General features: G+C 69.6%; 14 protein-coding genes and 1 pseudogene. 11 read left to right on the top strand and 4 right to left on the bottom strand.

Annotation, left to right across the window (positions count from 1 at the left end; translation table 11 throughout):
* Window positions 1-80 precede the first annotated feature (80 nt).
* The 8 genes from lepA (at window position 81) to BLR49_RS11335 (ending at window position 8,870) form a co-directional block, all read left to right on the top strand.
* Window positions 81-1,952, top strand: a complete 1,872-nt coding sequence (lepA, locus tag BLR49_RS11365) for a translation elongation factor 4 (protein ID WP_092537707.1) — start codon at window positions 81-83, stop codon at window positions 1,950-1,952.
* An 82-nt stretch (window positions 1,953-2,034) separates the two neighbouring features.
* Complete coding sequence (locus BLR49_RS11360; protein ID WP_092537705.1) at window positions 2,035-2,904, top strand: MOSC domain-containing protein; 870 nt, start codon at window positions 2,035-2,037, stop codon at window positions 2,902-2,904.
* A 79-nt stretch (window positions 2,905-2,983) separates the two neighbouring features.
* Complete coding sequence (gene trmB / locus BLR49_RS11355) at window positions 2,984-3,892, top strand: tRNA (guanosine(46)-N7)-methyltransferase TrmB (protein ID WP_092537703.1); 909 nt, start codon at window positions 2,984-2,986, stop codon at window positions 3,890-3,892.
* Window positions 3,889-5,172 carry a radical SAM family heme chaperone HemW gene (gene hemW / locus BLR49_RS11350; RefSeq protein WP_092537701.1) on the top strand — a complete coding sequence of 428 codons (1,284 nt, stop codon included), beginning with the start codon at window positions 3,889-3,891 and terminating at the stop codon, window positions 5,170-5,172. The genes trmB and hemW overlap by 4 nt, the downstream gene beginning before the upstream one ends.
* A 141-nt stretch (window positions 5,173-5,313) precedes the next feature.
* Window positions 5,314-5,505, top strand: a complete 192-nt coding sequence (locus BLR49_RS11345) for a hypothetical protein (RefSeq protein ID WP_092537700.1) — start codon at window positions 5,314-5,316, stop codon at window positions 5,503-5,505.
* The gene (locus tag BLR49_RS13125) at window positions 5,453-6,172 is read left to right on the top strand and encodes a hypothetical protein (RefSeq protein ID WP_176765860.1); all 720 of its coding nucleotides are present in this window, start codon (window positions 5,453-5,455) and stop codon (window positions 6,170-6,172) included. Before BLR49_RS11345 ends, BLR49_RS13125 begins: the two co-directional genes overlap by 53 nt.
* Before the next feature lie 329 nt (window positions 6,173-6,501).
* On the top strand, window positions 6,502-7,269 hold the full coding sequence (locus BLR49_RS11340) for a hypothetical protein (protein ID WP_092537698.1): 768 nt from the start codon (window positions 6,502-6,504) through the stop codon (window positions 7,267-7,269).
* Between the two features lie 197 nt (window positions 7,270-7,466).
* The gene (locus BLR49_RS11335) at window positions 7,467-8,870 is read left to right on the top strand and encodes a sodium:proton antiporter (RefSeq protein WP_092537696.1); all 1,404 of its coding nucleotides are present in this window, start codon (window positions 7,467-7,469) and stop codon (window positions 8,868-8,870) included.
* Window positions 8,871-8,937: 67 nt separating this feature from the next.
* Here BLR49_RS11335 and BLR49_RS11330 read toward each other — a convergent pair whose 3' ends face one another.
* Window positions 8,938-10,869, bottom strand: a complete 1,932-nt coding sequence (locus BLR49_RS11330; protein ID WP_092537694.1) for a subtype A tannase — start codon at window positions 10,867-10,869, stop codon at window positions 8,938-8,940.
* A gap of 113 nt (window positions 10,870-10,982) precedes the next feature.
* Window positions 10,983-12,059, bottom strand: coding sequence for a DUF3097 domain-containing protein (locus BLR49_RS11325; protein ID WP_218121354.1), 1,077 nt, complete (start codon window positions 12,057-12,059; stop codon window positions 10,983-10,985).
* Window positions 12,060-12,237: 178 nt separating this feature from the next.
* On the opposite strand from BLR49_RS11325, the gene hrcA reads away from it, so the two are divergent.
* Both hrcA and dnaJ read left to right on the top strand, forming a co-directional pair.
* Window positions 12,238-13,299 (top strand): heat-inducible transcriptional repressor HrcA, encoded by a 1,062-nt coding sequence (gene hrcA, locus BLR49_RS11320; RefSeq protein ID WP_092537690.1) that lies wholly within the window; start codon window positions 12,238-12,240, stop codon window positions 13,297-13,299.
* Window positions 13,300-13,345: 46 nt separating this feature from the next.
* The gene (gene dnaJ, locus BLR49_RS11315) at window positions 13,346-14,467 is read left to right on the top strand and encodes a molecular chaperone DnaJ (RefSeq protein WP_092537688.1); all 1,122 of its coding nucleotides are present in this window, start codon (window positions 13,346-13,348) and stop codon (window positions 14,465-14,467) included.
* A 68-nt stretch (window positions 14,468-14,535) separates the two neighbouring features.
* Here dnaJ and BLR49_RS11310 read toward each other — a convergent pair whose 3' ends face one another.
* Window positions 14,536-15,396 carry a YggS family pyridoxal phosphate-dependent enzyme gene (locus BLR49_RS11310; protein WP_092537685.1) on the bottom strand — a complete coding sequence of 287 codons (861 nt, stop codon included), beginning with the start codon at window positions 15,394-15,396 and terminating at the stop codon, window positions 14,536-14,538.
* A 55-nt stretch (window positions 15,397-15,451) separates the two neighbouring features.
* On the opposite strand from BLR49_RS11310, the gene BLR49_RS11305 reads away from it, so the two are divergent.
* Window positions 15,452-16,312: a 16S rRNA (uracil(1498)-N(3))-methyltransferase gene (locus BLR49_RS11305; RefSeq protein ID WP_092537683.1), complete on the top strand. Its 861-nt coding sequence runs from the start codon at window positions 15,452-15,454 to the stop codon at window positions 16,310-16,312.
* 73 nt (window positions 16,313-16,385) lie between these two features.
* Here the strand turns inward: BLR49_RS11305 and BLR49_RS11300 are convergent.
* Window positions 16,386-16,647 (bottom strand): annotated as a pseudogene (locus tag BLR49_RS11300) (transposase); the annotation flags it as partial.

The raw sequence follows: 16,647 nt of genomic DNA, 5'->3' as shown, positions 1-16,647 counted from the left end.
CCGGCACGTGGGAGACTTGACGCAGGTTTCTGTCCTGCGCCCAGGCCTCAGGTCCGAGGGCGCCGTCCTGGAAGGCTTCTGTGTCACCGATTCCCACGCCCGAGCAGGCCACGAGCGTCGCGCCCGCCGCCACCGAGCAGGCCCAGATCCGCAACTTCTCGATCATCGCGCACATCGACCACGGCAAGTCCACCCTGGCGGACCGCATGCTCCAGGCCACCGGCGTCGTCGCCCCCCGCGACATGCGCGCCCAGTACCTGGACCGCATGGACATCGAGCGCGAGCGCGGCATCACCATCAAGTCACAGGCCGTGCGCATGCCCTGGGCGGCCGCGGGCGCCGACGGCGTCACGCGCGCCTACGCGCTGAACATGATCGACACCCCGGGGCACGTCGACTTCTCCTACGAGGTCAACCGGTCGCTGGCGGCCTGCGAGGGTGCCGTGCTGCTGGTCGACGCCGCCCAGGGCATCCAGGCGCAGACCCTCGCCAACCTGTACATGGCCATGGAGGGTGATCTGACCATCATCCCGGTGCTGAACAAGATCGACCTGCCCTCGGCCGAGCCGGACCGGCACGCGGCGGAGATCGCCTCCCTGATCGGATGCGAGCCCGAGGAGGTGCTGCGTGTGTCGGGCAAGACCGGGGTGGGCGTGCCCGAGCTGCTGGACCGGATCGTGGCGGCCGTGCCGCCGCCGTCCGGCGACCCCGAGGGCGCCGCCCGCGCCATGATCTTCGACTCCGTCTACGACGTCTACCGGGGTGTGGTCACCTATGTGCGCGTCGTCGACGGCGCCCTGAACCAGCGCGAGCGCATCAAGATGGTGTCCACCGGCGCCGTCCACGACCTGCTGGAGATCGGCGTCATCAGCCCCGAGCCGGTTCCGACCCGGGGGCTGCGGGCCGGCGAGGTCGGCTACCTGATCACCGGCGTGAAGGACGTGCGCCAGTCGAAGGTCGGCGACACCGTCACCTCCGCACTCGCCCCGGCCACCGAGCCACTGTCCGGCTACCAGGACCCCAAGCCCATGGTCTTCTCCGGTCTGTTCCCCGTGGACGGCTCCGACTTCCCGGCACTGCGCGACGCCCTGGACAAGCTCAAGCTCAACGACGCCGCCCTGACCTACGAACCGGAGACCTCGGTGGCACTGGGCTTCGGCTTCCGCTGCGGCTACCTGGGACTGCTGCACCTGGAGATCATCCGCGAGCGGCTGGAGCGCGAGTTCAACCTCGACATCATCTCCACCGCCCCCTCCGTGATCTACGAGGTAACCATGGAGGACCGCAGCGTGCACACGGTGACCAACCCCAGCGAGTTCCCTGAGGGCAAGGTCCGCGACGTCCAGGAGCCGGTGGTGCGGGCCACCATCCTGACTCCCAGCGAGTACATCGGCGCGATCATGGAGCTGTGCCAGTCCCGCCGCGGCAACATGCTGGGCATGGACTACCTGTCTGAGACCCGGGTGGAGATGCGCTACCAGCTGCCGCTGGCCGAGATCGTCTTCGACTTCTTCGACGCCCTGAAGTCGCGCACTCGGGGCTACGCCTCCCTGGACTACGAGCCCGACGGTACCCAGAGCGCCGACCTGACCAAGGTGGACATTCTGCTCAACGGCGAGAAGGTGGACGCCTTCAGCGCCATCGTCCACAAGGACTCGGCCCAGTCCTACGGGCAGAAGATGACCCGCAGGCTCAAGGAGCTGATCCCCCGCCAGCAGTTCGAGGTGCCCGTGCAGGCGGCCGTTGGCAGCCGCATCATCGCCCGCGAGACTATTCGCGCCCTGCGCAAGGACATGCTCGCCAAGTGCTACGGCGGCGACATCACCCGTAAGCGCAAGCTGCTGGAGAAGCAGAAGGAGGGCAAGAAGCGCATGAAGGCAGTCGGCCGCGTGGAGGTCCCCCAGGAGGCCTTCATCGCCGTGCTCGGTGCGGACCAGCCCACCGGCAAGTGACGCAAGCCGCAAACCCCTCGGTGGGCCGGATGGTTCGCAGTAGGGTGAGCGAGCGGCGGATACGGCGGTCAGGAGCGTACAGATGAGTGAGACAAGCGGTCACGAGCGGGCCCCGGAGCAGATCGACGGCGTGCCGGTCACCTCCGGCACGGTTCAGGGCGCGCTGGCCGACGACGGCTCTGGCCTGAAGCTGACCGCCCCACTCGCGCGGCGCCTGGGGCGGCTCCACGCTGGTGCCGACGGACGTCACCGTGACGAACCCTCTCCCTTCCACGAGGGTGATCTGGTGGGTTCGCTGACTGCCGTGTGCGCGGTGTCCCGGCTGCGCCCTGACGCCGGGGAGGCGGGCGTATCCGCCATCCACAAGGCGCCTCTGGACGGGCCGGCGGCTGTCAACCGGCTCGGGATCGTCCTCGATCAGCAGGCGGACCGCGCTCACCACGGCGGCCTCCATAAGGCCCTGTACGCCATGGATGGGGCAGAGGTGCGTTACTGGTCGAAGGTGCTGGGCGGTGTCCGACCCGGCGCGCTGGGGGAGAACCTGGTGATTGAACCGGGCCCGGCCGGGGGCATAGACGACGTCGAACTCGGCGCCGTCCTGTCCATCGGCGATCCCCGCGGTGACGGGCTGAGGGCGCGGGTCACCGGGGTGCGCAACCCCTGTCCCACTTTTGCGCGCGGGGTCGGCCGCGGTGACTGGGTGGAGGTCTTCTCCTCCCGCAACCGGGTGGGCGTCTACCTGGCCGTCCTGAAGGAGGGAACGGTGAGCATCGGCGACGAGGTGCGGGTGCTCAGCTCGCCGGGGCACCGAGTCACCTGTACCCGCTGGTTCGCCCACCACGACCCGCGCGATGCCCAGGCGCTGCTGAACTCCGAGGCCTTCGGCAACTGCGTGATCGCCCCCTTCACCAAGAAGTACGTGCAGGCCGCCGCCCATGAGCCGGTCGGCTGAGCCGGGTGCGCCCCGCTCGTCAACCGCCGTCGCAATCACCAGCAATGCAGTGAGCACATAAGCAGGAGGAAACAGTCCCGTGCCGCAGCAGCATCCTCCCCGGTCACACGCGATCCATGCCCGAGTGCGCTCCTACTCGCGTGCCGGCGGCCGTCTGACCGACTCACAGGTCCGTGCTCTGGAGCGCTACGGGGACCGGTACGTCATCGACGTGCCGCGCGCAGATGCGATCCGCACCGTCGATCCGGCCTTCCGCCTGGACCCGGCCGCCGTCTTCGGACACGTCGGGCAGCTGCGTCCGCTGATCGTGGAGGTCGGCTCCGGAGCGGGGGAGGCGATCCTCGCCCACGCCGCCGCCCACCCGGGGGTCGACCACTTGGCCGTGGAGGCCTGGGAGACCGCCATCGCCCGGATTGTTCAGGGCGCGGCGCGGGCGGGGCTGCGCAACCTGCGGGTGGTGCCTGCCGACGCCGCCCAGCTGCTGGCCACGGCCCTGCCGGTGGGCTGTGCCAGCGAGGTGTGGGTGTTCTTCCCCGACCCGTGGCGCAAGCCCCGGCACCGCAAGCGTCGCCTGGTCACGCCCGCCTTCGCCGACTCGGTGGCCCGCGTGCTGCGCCCGGGCGGAGTGTGGCGGCTGGCCACCGACTGGGCGGACTACGCCTGGCAGATGCGCGACGTGCTGGAGGAGGTCTCCGCCCTGCCCGAGGGCATTGAGGCCGACTCCACCGGCCCCTACTTCCGTTTCCCCGACGCCGGGGCGCGCCCCGACCTGGGAATGGACACTGCCGAGGAGGGCAGCCTCGGCAACGGCCCTGACCCCGGCTCTCCCGCAGGTGTGCGGGGCGGCTGGTCGCAACGCTATGCGGGGCGGGTGATGACCCGCTTCGAGGACAAGGGCATCCGGGCCGGGCGCACCATCCGTGACCTGACCGCGGTGCGCACCGGGGAGATCTGGGTGCCGCCCCGGCGCGAGGCACCCGCAGTATGAGCCCGCGGCAGCCGGAGGGGGAGCCACTGCCCGGAGCGGGCGAGTTGCCCGCACAGGTCCGGGCGACGTCGTCGGGCACCGAGGAGGAGACGCTGCGGGAGCGGCCGTTCTCGGTGTACCTGCACGTGCCCTACTGCCGGGTGCGCTGCGGCTACTGCGACTTCAACACCTACACGAACCTGGCCATGGGCGGCGGGGCGTCGGCGAGCGACTACGTGGACACGCTCGCCGTCGAACTGCGCCTGGCCCGGGCGGCCATGGACCGGACCGGCCTGCCCGGAAGGGCGGCCCGCACCGTGTTCGTCGGCGGTGGCACCCCCACCATGCTGCCCGCCGGGGACCTCGCCCGCATGCTGACCCTGGTCCGGGAGACCTGGGGGCTGGTCGCAGGGGCGGAGGTGACCACGGAGGCCAACCCGGAGACCGTCGACGAGCGCTACCTGGCCGCCTTGGCGCAGGCCGGCTTCACCCGAGTGTCCTTCGGCATGCAGTCGTCGGTGCCGCACGTGCTGCGCACCCTGGACCGCGCCCACACCCCCGAGCGGGTGCTGCAGGTGGTGGCATGGGCGCGGGGCGTCGGATTGGAGACCAGCCTGGACCTGATCTACGGGACCCCGGGGGAGTCCCTGGAGGACTGGCGCCGCTCCCTGGACGCGGCGGTGGAGATCGGCCCGGACCACCTGAGCGCCTACGCCCTGGTGATCGAGGAGGGCACCCGCATGTGGGCGCAGGTGAGCCGCGGCGAACTGCCCCTGCCCACCGACGACGACGAGGCCGCTAAGTACGAACTGGCAGATGCCGTGCTGGGGCGGGCCGGATACGAGTGGTACGAGATCTCCAACTGGGCGCGGCCCGGGCACGCGTGCCTGCACAACCAGGCCTACTGGCGCGACTGGGACTGGTGGGGTGCCGGCCCGGGGGCGCACAGCCACCTGGGGGACGTGCGCCTGTGGAACATCAAGCACCCGGTAGCCTGGGCCGGGCAGGTGGCGGCCGGGCGGCTGCCCGTGGCCGGACACGAGGCGGTGGATGCCCCAGCGCGCGAGCTGGAGCGGGTCATGCTGGGGATTCGGATGCGCGAAGGCCTGGAGCTGTCGAGCCTGGCACGGCCGGGGGAGGAGACGACGCCGTCGGGCACCCCGCGGCGACTCGTGCCCGTGGTGGGCCAGTTCGTGGCACAGGGCCTGCTCGATGGCGCTGCCGCCATGGCCGGCCGCGCCGTGCTGACCCTGCGCGGGCGGCTCATGGCCGACACGGTGACCCGGGCGCTGACGGACTGAACAGCATTCGATCGGGTGTCAGTGCTGCGGTGTATGGTCTTCGACTCGTGCATTTGGAACCGGGGAAGCCCTGGTGTTTGCCCGATGGATGTGAGACGCTGAAGTTTGGGAGCCGTCTGCGCGTGATAGGAGAGGGTGCGGATGGCCATTAGGTACGAGACCTTCACCGATGAGCAGCTGCAGGAACGACGGTCGGAGATCAGACAAATTGTCTCGACATCCGAGTTCCAGGAGCGGTGTGAGGCCGGGCTGCTGCTTCCACGCGAGCAGGCGCTGCTGGATGAGCTTGAAGACCTCGACTACCTCAGCCATGACACCCGACTCGCTTCGTAAGCAGGCGAATTCCTTCGCGCAGGAGGTACAAGATCTCTTGCGGCGGACTCTCGACGGTATTGGGCCTGACGATGTGCTTATTGTCCGCCAGCGTGAAGGAGGGCGCAGCGTCACACTTCGTACCGATGAGGAGGCCCCGGTTGTTGCTCGTGTTAGCGGGCGGCCGCTGCTGCTCGATCTGAAGTATCGGCTTCAGCTGTCGAGTGACGGAAGTTTTCTGCGTACCGAGCAGTCATCGGTGCAGGTTCGAGGGATGTCCAAGCGATCTGAACCCTTCTTCCGGTATGACTACATGGCGCATCCGGCCTCGGCCAATGTACCCACGTCGCACTTGCAGGTTTACGGCCACCGGGACGACCTCCTGCACGCCTTGTATGTCTCCGACAAAGCTCGCTCGCAGCCATCTAGGAAAAAGGACTTGGATCCGGCATCTCCCCGTGGACTGCACATGATTCACTTTCCCCTAGGCGGCATGAGGTTTCGCCCGTGTTTGGAGGATGTCCTTGAACTCATTGTCAAGGAGTTCGGCATAGACACGGTTGACGGCTGGTCGGATGCGCTCGTTGAAGGACGCATCGCCTGGCGACACATTCAGCTTGCCAGTGCCATTCGAGACGATCCTGACACTGCCCGCAATGCGCTCGACGCTCTTGGTGCGGATTCGTAGACCGATGAGCAACGGCTAGCCCGCTATTGATGCCCGGCCCCAAAACATGAGCCCCGACTGATCGGCTCGCCGGGGGCCAAGCCGCGATGGCTGGACGCTTACCGAGCAGATGCGAGCGGTCTCCCGTGAACGGGTGAATGCAGTCACGGGGGCCGTCGACGGCGAGGTACTCGCCAGTATCCGGGAGTGGATCGCAGTATTCCTGGGAATGACGCGAGATGAAGGGGCCCGCGCCGGCGTGCGGACATGAGCGTGTCGGGCTGACCGCGTGGCGGCCTCCACAGTGCTCTGGCGGGACATACAAGGTGTCGATTTGGCATCCTGGAGGCATGAGCACAGGCACGCCCGGTTACGGGCCACCCCAGAACAACGGCTACCCGGGCGCCGGACAGCCCTACGGCTACGGTGCGCCGCAGCCCAACGCCGCCCAGCCCTACGGCTACACACCTCCGGCTCAACCCGGCGTCTCCGTGGGCGACGGGATGTCGTGGGCGTGGTCGCGTATCGCCGACAACGCCGTCGTGCTGCTGGTCGGATTCGGCCTCTGGACGATCCTCGGCCGATTGGGTGCGGAGGCATCCTTCACGCTCAACGGCGTCGAGTACCACTACGGCTTGGGCATTCCGGGCGGCGGCATCATCTCCTTCATCGCCACGCTCATCAGCCCCGTCGTGCTGGCGCATGTCGCCTTGCTCACCTCCTCCGGCCGGAAGGCGGACTTCAAGGACTTCTTCACCTTCCCGAACTTCGGACAGACCCTCCTAGCCCTCATCCTGTCGAGTCTGGCCATCGGACTCGGCGCCATCTTCCTGATCATCCCCGGAATCATCCTGTACTACCTGTTCACCTTCGTCCAGTACGCCGCCGTCGAGCACAACCTGGAGGCGACCGCCGCCATGCGCTACTCGATGCGCCTGCTGTCGGATAACGTCGGTGTGCTGGTACCCTTCGCGCTGGTCGGCTTCCTGCTGCACCTCGCCGGAGCCGTCACCGTGATCGGCTGGATCGTTACCGGCCCGCTGGTCGCCCTGATGACCACCTACGCCTACGTGCGCGTCCAGGGCCGCGACGTGGCCCGTTACCCGAGCCAGGGCTGAGGCACCGTCACCAGCCGGGCGGCGCCGTCGTCGGGCCGCTGTCCCGCCCGAGACGACGGCGTGCTTCCGGTCACCTTGTGCCCATGACGCGCCAATGTCTCGCAATACGGGATGGACCTCGTCATAGGGTGGCGTTAGCGTCGTCCCATCTTTGATGGGGGCGGCCCGCATACCGGCCCCGAACTTAGGAGTCTCACGTGCAGTTGCAGTGGTGGTCCATACTGCCCTTCGTCGTCATGCTCGCATCGATCGCGGTTCTCCCGCTGGTCCCGGCGACCTCTCACTGGTGGGAGAAGAACTCCAGCCAGCTCACGGTCGCCCTGGTCCTGGGACTGCCCGTCGCGGTCTGGATGTGGTTCGCCCTGGGCTGGGAGCCGGTATTCGGCGCCGTGGTGGAGTACGTGCAGTTCATCTCACTGCTGCTGGCCCTGTTCGTCGTCTCCGGCGGCATCTTCCTGAAAGGTGACATTCAGGCCACTCCGCGCAACAACACCATCTTCCTGGCGATCGGTGCCCTGCTCGCGAGCTTCGTCGGCACCACCGGGGCCGCCATGCTGCTGATCCGCCCGCTGCTGAACACCAACCGCGAGCGTGAGTACCGCGTACACACCGTGCTGTTCACGATCTTCATGGTGGCCAACTGCGGTGGCCTGCTCACCCCGCTCGGCGACCCGCCGCTGTTCCTCGGCTTCCTGCGCGGCGTGCCCTTCACCTGGACCTTCAGCCTCGCCGTTGAATGGCTGTTCGTCAACGCCATGCTGCTGGCCAGCTACTTCGCACTGGACACCTGGTACTACTCGCAGGAGCCCGCGGCCGACATCCTCGCCGACAAGACCGAGATCGAGCCCCTGGGCCTGCGCGGCGCCAGCAACCTGATCTGGTTCGTGGTCATCATCGCCGCCGTCGCCTTCGCGCCCTCCATCGACGCCGAAGCCATCGAGGAGGGGCACGCCACGCTCATGAACTGGATCCCCGTGCGGGAGATAATCATGCTCGCAGCGGCCGGCGCCTCCTTCAAGCTCGGCGACAAGCGCGCCCGCTTCGAGGACAACCAGTTCGAGTGGGGACCGATCGCCGAGGTCGCCGCCCTGTTCATCGGCATCTTCCTCACCATGATTCCCGCGCTGCGCTACCTGGACGAGATCGCCGGCAGCCTGCCGCTGAACGAGATCACCTTCTTCGTATTCACCGGCGGACTGTCCTCCATGCTGGACAACGCCCCCACCTACGCCACCTTCTTCGAGATGGCGGGCCAGGTGGCTCACCCAGGCGGCGCCACCGTCGCGGGCGTGCCGGAGCTGTACCTGCGCTCCATCTCGCTCGGCGCCGTGCTGTGCGGCGCGCTGACCTACATCGGCAACGGCCCGAACTTCATGGTCAAGTCCGTCGCCGAGGCCCGCGACGTCGAGATGCCGTCCTTCGGCGGCTACATCGTCCGTGCCTACATGTACCTCGGGCCGATCCTGGTGGCCATGGTCCTGCTGTTCCTCGCCAACTCACTGTGGGCCAAGCTCATCGGCGTCGTGCTGGTGCTGCTACTGCTGGCCAACAACGTGCGCCTGCTGCGCTCCAGCCGCCGCCTGGCACTGGCCGACGCCTGACGATGCCGCCCTGCCCGACGCGCGGGTCCGGGCACCGGAGGGTGCCCGGACCCGCACGTCTGCTGCGTCAGGAGGCGGCCCGCTCGGCGACCCAGGAAATGAAGTTCTCCTCACCGGTGCCGGTCAGCTCGGCCATCGTGTGCCCCTGACCCCAGATGGTCGCGAAGTCCACCGACTGGCCGGCCGCCTGAAGCGCCAGCGCCAGGTTCACCTCCACCGTGCTCGCAGTGTCACCCTGGGTGATACCGGTGCGGATGCGCCAGTTCGGCGCGACCGTGGAGGTGCCGGCGCCCTCGTAGGCGCTGGACAGGAAGTACATCGGGTTGTACATGTGCTCGCGGGTGAGCACGTTCACGCCCTGTGCGTCGGTCTGCTTGAAGTCGGAGTCGTAACCCTCCGCGCCGTAGTCTTCGGACCAGTTCCTCAACGAGGCGTAGGCGTCCTGGTTGGCCGCGATCACGTCGCGGGAGAGCTCGGAGAAGTGCAGCGCCGTGTCTCCAACCCACAGCACCGTGTTCTCGGTCTGGCCGCGGTCGACGCCGTCGAGCGCGCCCACGTCCTTGCTCGCCGTCTTTTGACTGGTGACGAAGCCCTCCAGACCGGTGACCGTGGCCGTGTTGGTGGAGGAGTCGTAGGAGACCCAGGCAACGTCCTCGTTCAGGGCCGCGATGTAGTCCTCGACGGTCTCGTAGGTGACCGACTCTGAGGAATCCGCCGAGGAACCATCCCCCGGGCCTCCTGCACCCGCGGTCGCGCTGTCGCCGTCAGGGCCGCCGCTGGCGCCGTCCGTCGGCGCGCCGTCGGGGGCCTGGCCGTCTCCGGGGGATCCGGAGGGGACCGCAGAGGCGTCGCCGGTCGAGCCGCTCGGACCGCCCTCGGGCGCGCCGGAGCCGCCCTGGGACTCCATGCCAGCCATCTCGGTGCTGTTGGGCGTATAGGGGAACTCGGTGTTGGCCAGGAAGTCGTTCAGGGACTGCTCGACCACCGCGACCATGTGGTCGTAGTAGGAGCCGGCCAGGTACTGCCCGCCGTCGGACTCCTCCAGGGTCAGGGTGTTGCCATCGGCGTCTACCAGCCCCAGGCCGTTGAGGTAGCCGGCGTAGGCGGCGGCCAGATCCTGGGAGTAGGCCTGCGTCCAGGTGCCCTCCGCACGGGTGCCGGTGGTGGCGAACTGGCCCATGTTCCACTCGTAGGCGGCGTTGGCGGCGTCCAGGCTGGTGATCGGGCACCAGCACATGGCGCCGGCGATCGCATCGGACAGTGCGGCGCCGTCGGTGTCGGTGGTGGCCGCACCGAGCGCCTCCAGGTAGGGGGTGTACAGGGCGGAGTCGCCGGAGGCCCCCATCACGGCGGACTGGGCGCCGCCGCCGGAGTGCCCGAACACATACACCTGCTCGGGATTCCCGGGAAGAGAGGCGGAATTGTAGCGCAGGTAGCGCACCGCCGCCTTCAGGTCCGTCACGCCCCAGGGCGCGTTACCGGGGGCCGCGTCCGTGGTGGAGTCCTTGCCGCGCAGTCCCGCCTGCACGTAGATGAACCCGGCCTCCATGTAGGCCGAGATCGTGTCGTAGGAGTACTCGCTCGGCGGCTGCTGGGCGGCGTAGCCCGGGGTGTTGACCGGCAGCACGATCGGCGCCGTCGTGGCCGTCCAGTCGCCGACCGCGCCGTCGGAGGCGACCATGGCGGTGAAGGTGCCGTCCCCGTTGTCGACGGCGGACATATAGGCGCCGGGCACGAAGACGCCGAGGGTCTCGTAGCCGGTGTCCTGCGGGGAGGCCACGTAGGACAGGCCCAGCTGGTAGTACACATCGCCGTCGGCGTCATAGTTCCAGGCGGCGGAGTCAAGAGCGAGAGAGACGTCGGTGGTCGCCAACGGCGTGGCGGCAGCTGAGCTGCCGGTGGACTCTCCCGAGTCGTCGGAGCAGGCGGCCAGGCCCGCTACCCCGAGCAGTGTCGCCACCGGCACCACGCCCATGAGTGTGCGTCGCGAGAGCATCATCGTCGGATTCCTTCCAGTAGGCATCAGGGTGACGGATCAGGATGCAACCGTGCCCGCCTGTGCGACCACCGGGAACTTTGCTGTGTGTCACTTGTGAGTATGCGGCGCTGGGATCAGCGGGTGCCGGGGGCGGTGACGAAGTCGATCAGCTCCTCCATGCGCCCCAGCAGACTCGGCTCCAGATCCTTGTAAGAGCGCACCGTTGCCAGGATCCGCTGCCAGCCGCGGGCGATGTCCGCCTGGTCGGCGTGCGGCCAGCCCAGCGCCTCCAGAGTGCCGTGCTTGATATCCGTGCCGCGGGGAACCTCCGGCCAGGCCTCCAGGCCGAGCCGGGCAGGTCGCACCGCATGCCAGACGTCCACGTACGGGTGCCCCAGGATCAGCACGTTCTCACCACCAGGCATGGCCCGCACGTGCTCGGCGATGCGCGACTCCTTCGACCCGGGCACCAGGTGGTCCACGAGCACGCCCGCGCGCCGCTCGGGCGAGGGCCCGAACTCCGCCATGACCTCCTCAAGGTTGTCGACGCCGTCGAGCATGAGGACTACCACGCCCTCATGGCGCAGGTCGTCGCCCCACACCTTCTCCACCAGCTCGGCATCGTGCTTGCCCTCCACCCAGATGCGCGAGGCACGCGCCACCCGGGCACGTTCGCCCTCAACGGCGTAGGAGCCCGAGGCCGTGAGCCGGCGCCCGCCGGCACTGACCGGCCCGGCGGGGGGACGCTTGCGCGGGGCCGGCGGGTCCACGATCACCGGCCGACCCTCCAGCCAGAAGCCCGGCCCCAGCGGGAAGGCGCGGCGCACCCCGTGACGGTCCTCCAGCACCACCAGATGCTTGCCGCCCGACTTCTCCACGGCCACTGCGGCGCCTACGAACCCGGTCTGCCGGTCCTCCAGCACCATTCCCCGGGTCACCGCCACATGCACCGACTCCGGGCGCACCGCCGCCGGGCCCACGCGGTGGGGGTCCACCGCCAGCACATCCCCGCCGTAGCGGTTGCCCACCGAGGGCCTCGGGGGAGCGCTGCGATCCGGAGTCCGACCGCGGCCGGCGGCACGAGCCCCGGTCGGCATCGGCTGGGCGCCGGCCCGCGCCTGCTGCCGGGCCGCCTGCTCGCGCAGAGCTTGGCGGCGGGCTGCGGTGGCTCCGGGGACGGGGCCCGAACGGCGGGGTGGAGTCGTGTTCACTCAGGGCACGGTAGGGGAAGGTCACGCGCTGCGCCCTGCTGACTCGCCGCGCCACGGCGTAGGATGGCACTCGCACCCCGGGAGTGCTAACGGCATCGGCCGGGCGCCCCGGCAAGACCGCCCGGGCGGACTGGGCGTCCGCGCCCCGCGCGAGCAGCAGACGAGAAAGGAGAGCCCCATGTCGGACGACCGCCGACTGAAGGTGCTGTCCGCCATCGTCACTGACTATGTGCGCACCCGCGAGCCGGTCGGCTCCCGCGCCCTGGTGGAGCGCTACCGGCTGGGCGTCTCCCCGGCCACCATCCGCAACGACATGGCCACCCTGGAGGACGAGGGCTACATCCACCAGCCGCACACCAGTGCCGGCCGTGTCCCGACCGAGAAGGGCTACCGCCGCTTCGTAGACGAGGTCGCCCGCATCAAGCCGCTGTCGGCCCCCGAGCGGGCCGCCATCAACGCCCTGCTGTCCGGGGCCGTGGACCTGGAGCAGGTAGTCGCCCGCACCGTACGCGTGCTGGCGCAGCTCACCGGTCAGCTGGCCGTGGTCGAGTACCCCAGCCTGCGGCGCACCACGCTGCGGCACCTGGAACTGGTGGCGCTGGGCCCCACCCGTGTGCTGATGGTGATCATCACCGACACCGGCCGTGTCGAGCAGCGCACCGTCGGCCTGTCCGGCCGCGGCCCCGACGGGCTCGTGGACCCCGCCGTTCTGGAGCGGCTGCGGCTGCGGCTGAACGCGGCCCTGGTGGGTCGGCGTGCGGGCGACGTCGTCCCGGTGCTCGCCGCCCTGACCGAGCAGGCGCCGGACGACGAACGGGTCGTGCTGGCGGCCGTCGCCGACGAGCTGGTCGCCGCCCTGCGGCCCGACGCCGAGGAGCGCATCGTCGTCGCCGGCACCGCGAACCTGGCCCGCTCCCTGGACTTCTCCGCCATCGGCACACTCCTGGACGCCGTCGAGGAGCAGGTGGTGCTGCTGCGCCTATTCACCTCCGCCGACGCCGCCCGCATCGGCGCCGCCGACGACACCGGCACCACGGTGCGTATCGGCTCGGAGACCCACGAGGACGCCCTGGCCGAGGCCTCCGTAGTCTCGGCCGCCTACGGCCCCGGCGACACCGTCGCCCACCTGGGCGTCATCGGCCCCACCCGCATGGACTATCCGGCCACCATGGCGGCCGTACGCGCCGTCGCCCGCTACCTTTCCAGATTCCTAACGGAGTCCGACACCGCGGCGGGCTGAACCGGCCACCCGACACCAACCCCACCACGAAGGAACACCAGCAAGCGTGAGCGACTACTACGACGTCCTCGGCGTCACCCGCCAGGCCACCGCCGAGGAGATCAAGAAGGCCTACCGCAAGAAGGCCCGCCAGCTGCACCCCGATGTCGCCGGCCCGGGGCACGAGGACGAGTTCAAGAAGGTCTCCACCGCCTACGAGGTCCTCTCGGACTCCGAGAAGCGCAAGATGTACGACCTGGGCGGCGAGGACGCCCTGCACGGCAACAACGGCTTCGGCGGCGGCTTCACCGGAGACTTTGGCAGCTTCTCCGACCTGTTCCAGCAGGCATTCTTCGGCGGCGCCGCCACCCGCGGCCCGGCCTCACGCACCCGCCGCGGCCAGGACTCCCTGCTGGCCGTGGACGTGGACCTCGCCGATGTCGTCTTCGGCGCCACCAAGACCGTGACCATGGATACCTACGTCGTCTGCGAGACCTGCCACGGCTCCTGCTGCAGCCCCGGCACCTCCCCGGTCACCTGCGCGGAGTGCAACGGGCAGGGCTCCGTCCAGCGCATGCAGCGCTCCCTGCTGGGCAACGTGGTCACCTCCACCCCCTGCCCGCGCTGCCAGGGCTACGGCACCGTCATCGCCTCCCCCTGTAAGGACTGTGACGGCAAGGGGCGCAGGCACGTGCGCACCCAGATCGACGTGAACATTCCCGCGGGCGTGTCCACCGGCACCCGCATCCGCATGTCGGGCCGCGGCGAGGCCGGGCCCGCCGGCGGCCCCAACGGCGACCTGTACGTTGAGATCCACGAGAACGACCACCCGGCCTTCACCCGCGAGGGCGACGACCTGTACACCGAGCTGCGCGTGCCCATGACCGCCGCCGCCCTCGGCGCCACCTTCCCGCTGGAGACCTTCGACGGCGAGCGCAACGTATCCGTGCGCGCCGGCACCCAGGGCGGGGACGAGATCGTCCTCTCCGGTCTCGGTGTGGGGCGGCTGCGTCGCCCCGGCCGCGGCGACCTGCGCGTGCAGATCGTGGTGGAGACCCCCACCCGCCTGGACGAGCGGCAGCGCGGGCTGCTCGCCGAACTGGCGTCCCTGCGCGGGGAGGACGGCTATGCGCCGCCCAAGGACGAGTCCGTCATGGGCAAGCTCAAGGAGAAGTTCTCCGGCCGCTGAGCGGGGCGAATGCGCGGCACCGCAATGGGCGCCGGACGGGCAGGAGCGCCCGGGCGATACAGCGTTGGCTACTGTGCGCTGTTATCGGGCCAGTACCGCGGATCCGGGGCAGGGCGCGCCCCGAAGATCGCCTGCCCTACGCGCACGCAGGTGGAGCCGCCGGCGATCGCCAGCTCGAAGTCACCGCTCATGCCCATGGACAACTGTCCGTCGCCGACGGTTCCGGCCTGCAGGCCGGCGTCCCGCAGGGAGCGCATGAGGCGGAAGCACTCGCGAATGCGGGCGGCGTCGTCGGTGTGGGCCGCCAGCGTCATCAGACCGCGTACCCGCAAGGAGGAGTAGACCGGCAGGGCCGCTAGGAAACCGGCTACGGCGTCCGGCTCGAGGCCGAATTTGGAGGCCTCCCCGGAGGAGTTGACCTGCACGTACACGTCCAGGGAGCGACCCACCGCCTGCAGCCGCCGGTCCAGGGCCTCGGCGACGCGCAGGGAGTCCAGCGCCTGGAACTCGTCGGCGAAGGCAGCCACGTCCTTGGCCTTGTTGGTCTGCAGGTGGCCGATCAGCGCCCAGTGGATGCCCAGGTCTGCCAGGTTCGCGGCCTTCCGCTTCGCCTCCTGCACCTTGTTCTCCGCCATTTGAGTGATGCCTGCGGAATGGGCGGCCCGCAGCCGGTCCTCAGGCACCGTCTTGGACACCGGCAGCAGCCGAATCTCGGCGGGATCCCGGCCGGCGGCGTGGGCGGCGGCCGTGATACGGGCGCGCACGGAGGCTAGGTTGCGGCGGAAGTCGTCGACGGCGGTGGCGGTCTTCGCGGCCGATGCGGAGGCAGTCGGAGCGACAGTGGTGTTTGGCGGCTGCGTGGTGGTTGATTGCGCGGTGGCTGGCGGCGTGGCAGGCGGCCGGGTGGGTGATAGAGACTGATCGGTCATATTCCGTGACGCTAGCACTGCGGCGCGAATGTGCCGGGAACCGTACCCTGGGAGGGTGACTGCGCCCGTCTTCGTTCTGACTCCCGAAACGGTCGAGCCCGCCGGGGCGGCCGCCACCGCCGTGGCCGGTGATCGGCTCGTGCTCACCGGCCCGGAGGCGCATCATGCGGTGGCGGTGCGGCGTCTGCACCCGGGGGAGCGGGTGGATCTGGTGGACGGTGCCGGTCTGCGCCTGGTGTGCGAGGTGACCGAGACTGCCGCGGATGGTGGGCGTCGGGAGCGGCTGGCCGTGCGGGTTGTTGAACGCGTGGAGGAGCCGCAGGCGGGTTTGCAACTCGTGCTCGTGCAGGCCTTGGCGAAGGGCGGCCGCGACGAACAGGCGGTGGAGACCGCCACCGAGGTCGGCGCCGACCTGGTGGTGCCCTGGATGGCCGATAGATGCGTGTCGGTATGGCGGGGCGTGAAGGCCGCCCGCGGGCGCCAGCGCTGGGGGGCCGCCGCGCGCGAGGCCGCGAAACAGGCGCGTCGGGCCCGCATCCCCGAGGTGGCCGAGCTGCTCACCACCGCCGAGCTGGCGGGGTGGGTGCGCCGGGTGAACGACGCCGGCGGACTCGTTTTGGTCCTGCATGAGGAGGCGACCGTTCCCATCGGCGGTGTGGCGCTGCCGGATACCGCCTCTTCCGAGGCAATCGACCACCCGGCGGACGAGCCGCGCGGGGGCGGGAAGGGGCCACAGGATCCGGTGACGATCGCCGTCGTCGTCGGACCGGAGGGCGGGATCAGCGCCGCGGAGGTGGGGGCGCTGGAACAGGCCGGGGCGAGAACGGTGCGCCTGGGGCCGCACGTGCTGCGCACGGCATCGGCCGGGCCGGTGGCGCTAGCGGTGCTCGCCCAGCGCGTCGGCCTGTGGGGATGAGAGGGGTCGCTAGGGCGTGTTATGTAAGTCGTTTGAGCCAGTGGTCGATGCTGGCGATGTGGGTGGTGGCTTGGTAGCGGACGGCGAGTTTGTCGTATCTGGTGGCGAGACCGCGGTGCTGTTTGAGCTGGCCGAAGCATCGCTCCACCGCGTTGCGGTCCTTATAGGCGATCGGGTCGAAGGCGGGAGGGCGCCCGCCACGGGATCCCTTGGCGCGGCGGTGGGCGGCCTGGTCTGCCTTGATGGGGATGGTGGCCTTGATGTGGTGGTTGCGCAGCCAGGCCCGGTTAGCACGGGATGAGTAGGCCTTGTCGGCCAGCACCATCTGCGGCCTG

The organism is Actinomyces ruminicola (assembly GCF_900103885.1).
Classification (GTDB): domain Bacteria; phylum Actinomycetota; class Actinomycetes; order Actinomycetales; family Actinomycetaceae; genus Actinomyces; species Actinomyces ruminicola.
This window is presented reverse-complemented; position numbering and strand designations above follow the sequence as displayed.

Bases quoted from the DNA above. Each gene is read 5' to 3' on its own strand.
- BLR49_RS11360 (WP_092537705.1), top strand. From the start codon at position 2,035: ATGAGTGAGACAAGCGGTCACGAGCGGGCCCCGGAGCAGATCGACGGC.
- hemW (WP_092537701.1), top strand. From the start codon at position 3,889: ATGAGCCCGCGGCAGCCGGAGGGGGAGCCACTGCCCGGAGCGGGCGAG.
- BLR49_RS11345 (WP_092537700.1), top strand. From the start codon at position 5,314: ATGGCCATTAGGTACGAGACCTTCACCGATGAGCAGCTGCAGGAACGA.
- BLR49_RS13125 (WP_176765860.1), top strand. From the start codon at position 5,453: ATGAGCTTGAAGACCTCGACTACCTCAGCCATGACACCCGACTCGCTT.
- BLR49_RS11340 (WP_092537698.1), top strand. From the start codon at position 6,502: ATGAGCACAGGCACGCCCGGTTACGGGCCACCCCAGAACAACGGCTAC.
- BLR49_RS11330 (WP_092537694.1), bottom strand. From the start codon at position 10,869: ATGATGCTCTCGCGACGCACACTCATGGGCGTGGTGCCGGTGGCGACA.
- hrcA (WP_092537690.1), top strand. From the start codon at position 12,238: ATGTCGGACGACCGCCGACTGAAGGTGCTGTCCGCCATCGTCACTGAC.
- BLR49_RS11310 (WP_092537685.1), bottom strand. From the start codon at position 15,396: ATGACCGATCAGTCTCTATCACCCACCCGGCCGCCTGCCACGCCGCCA.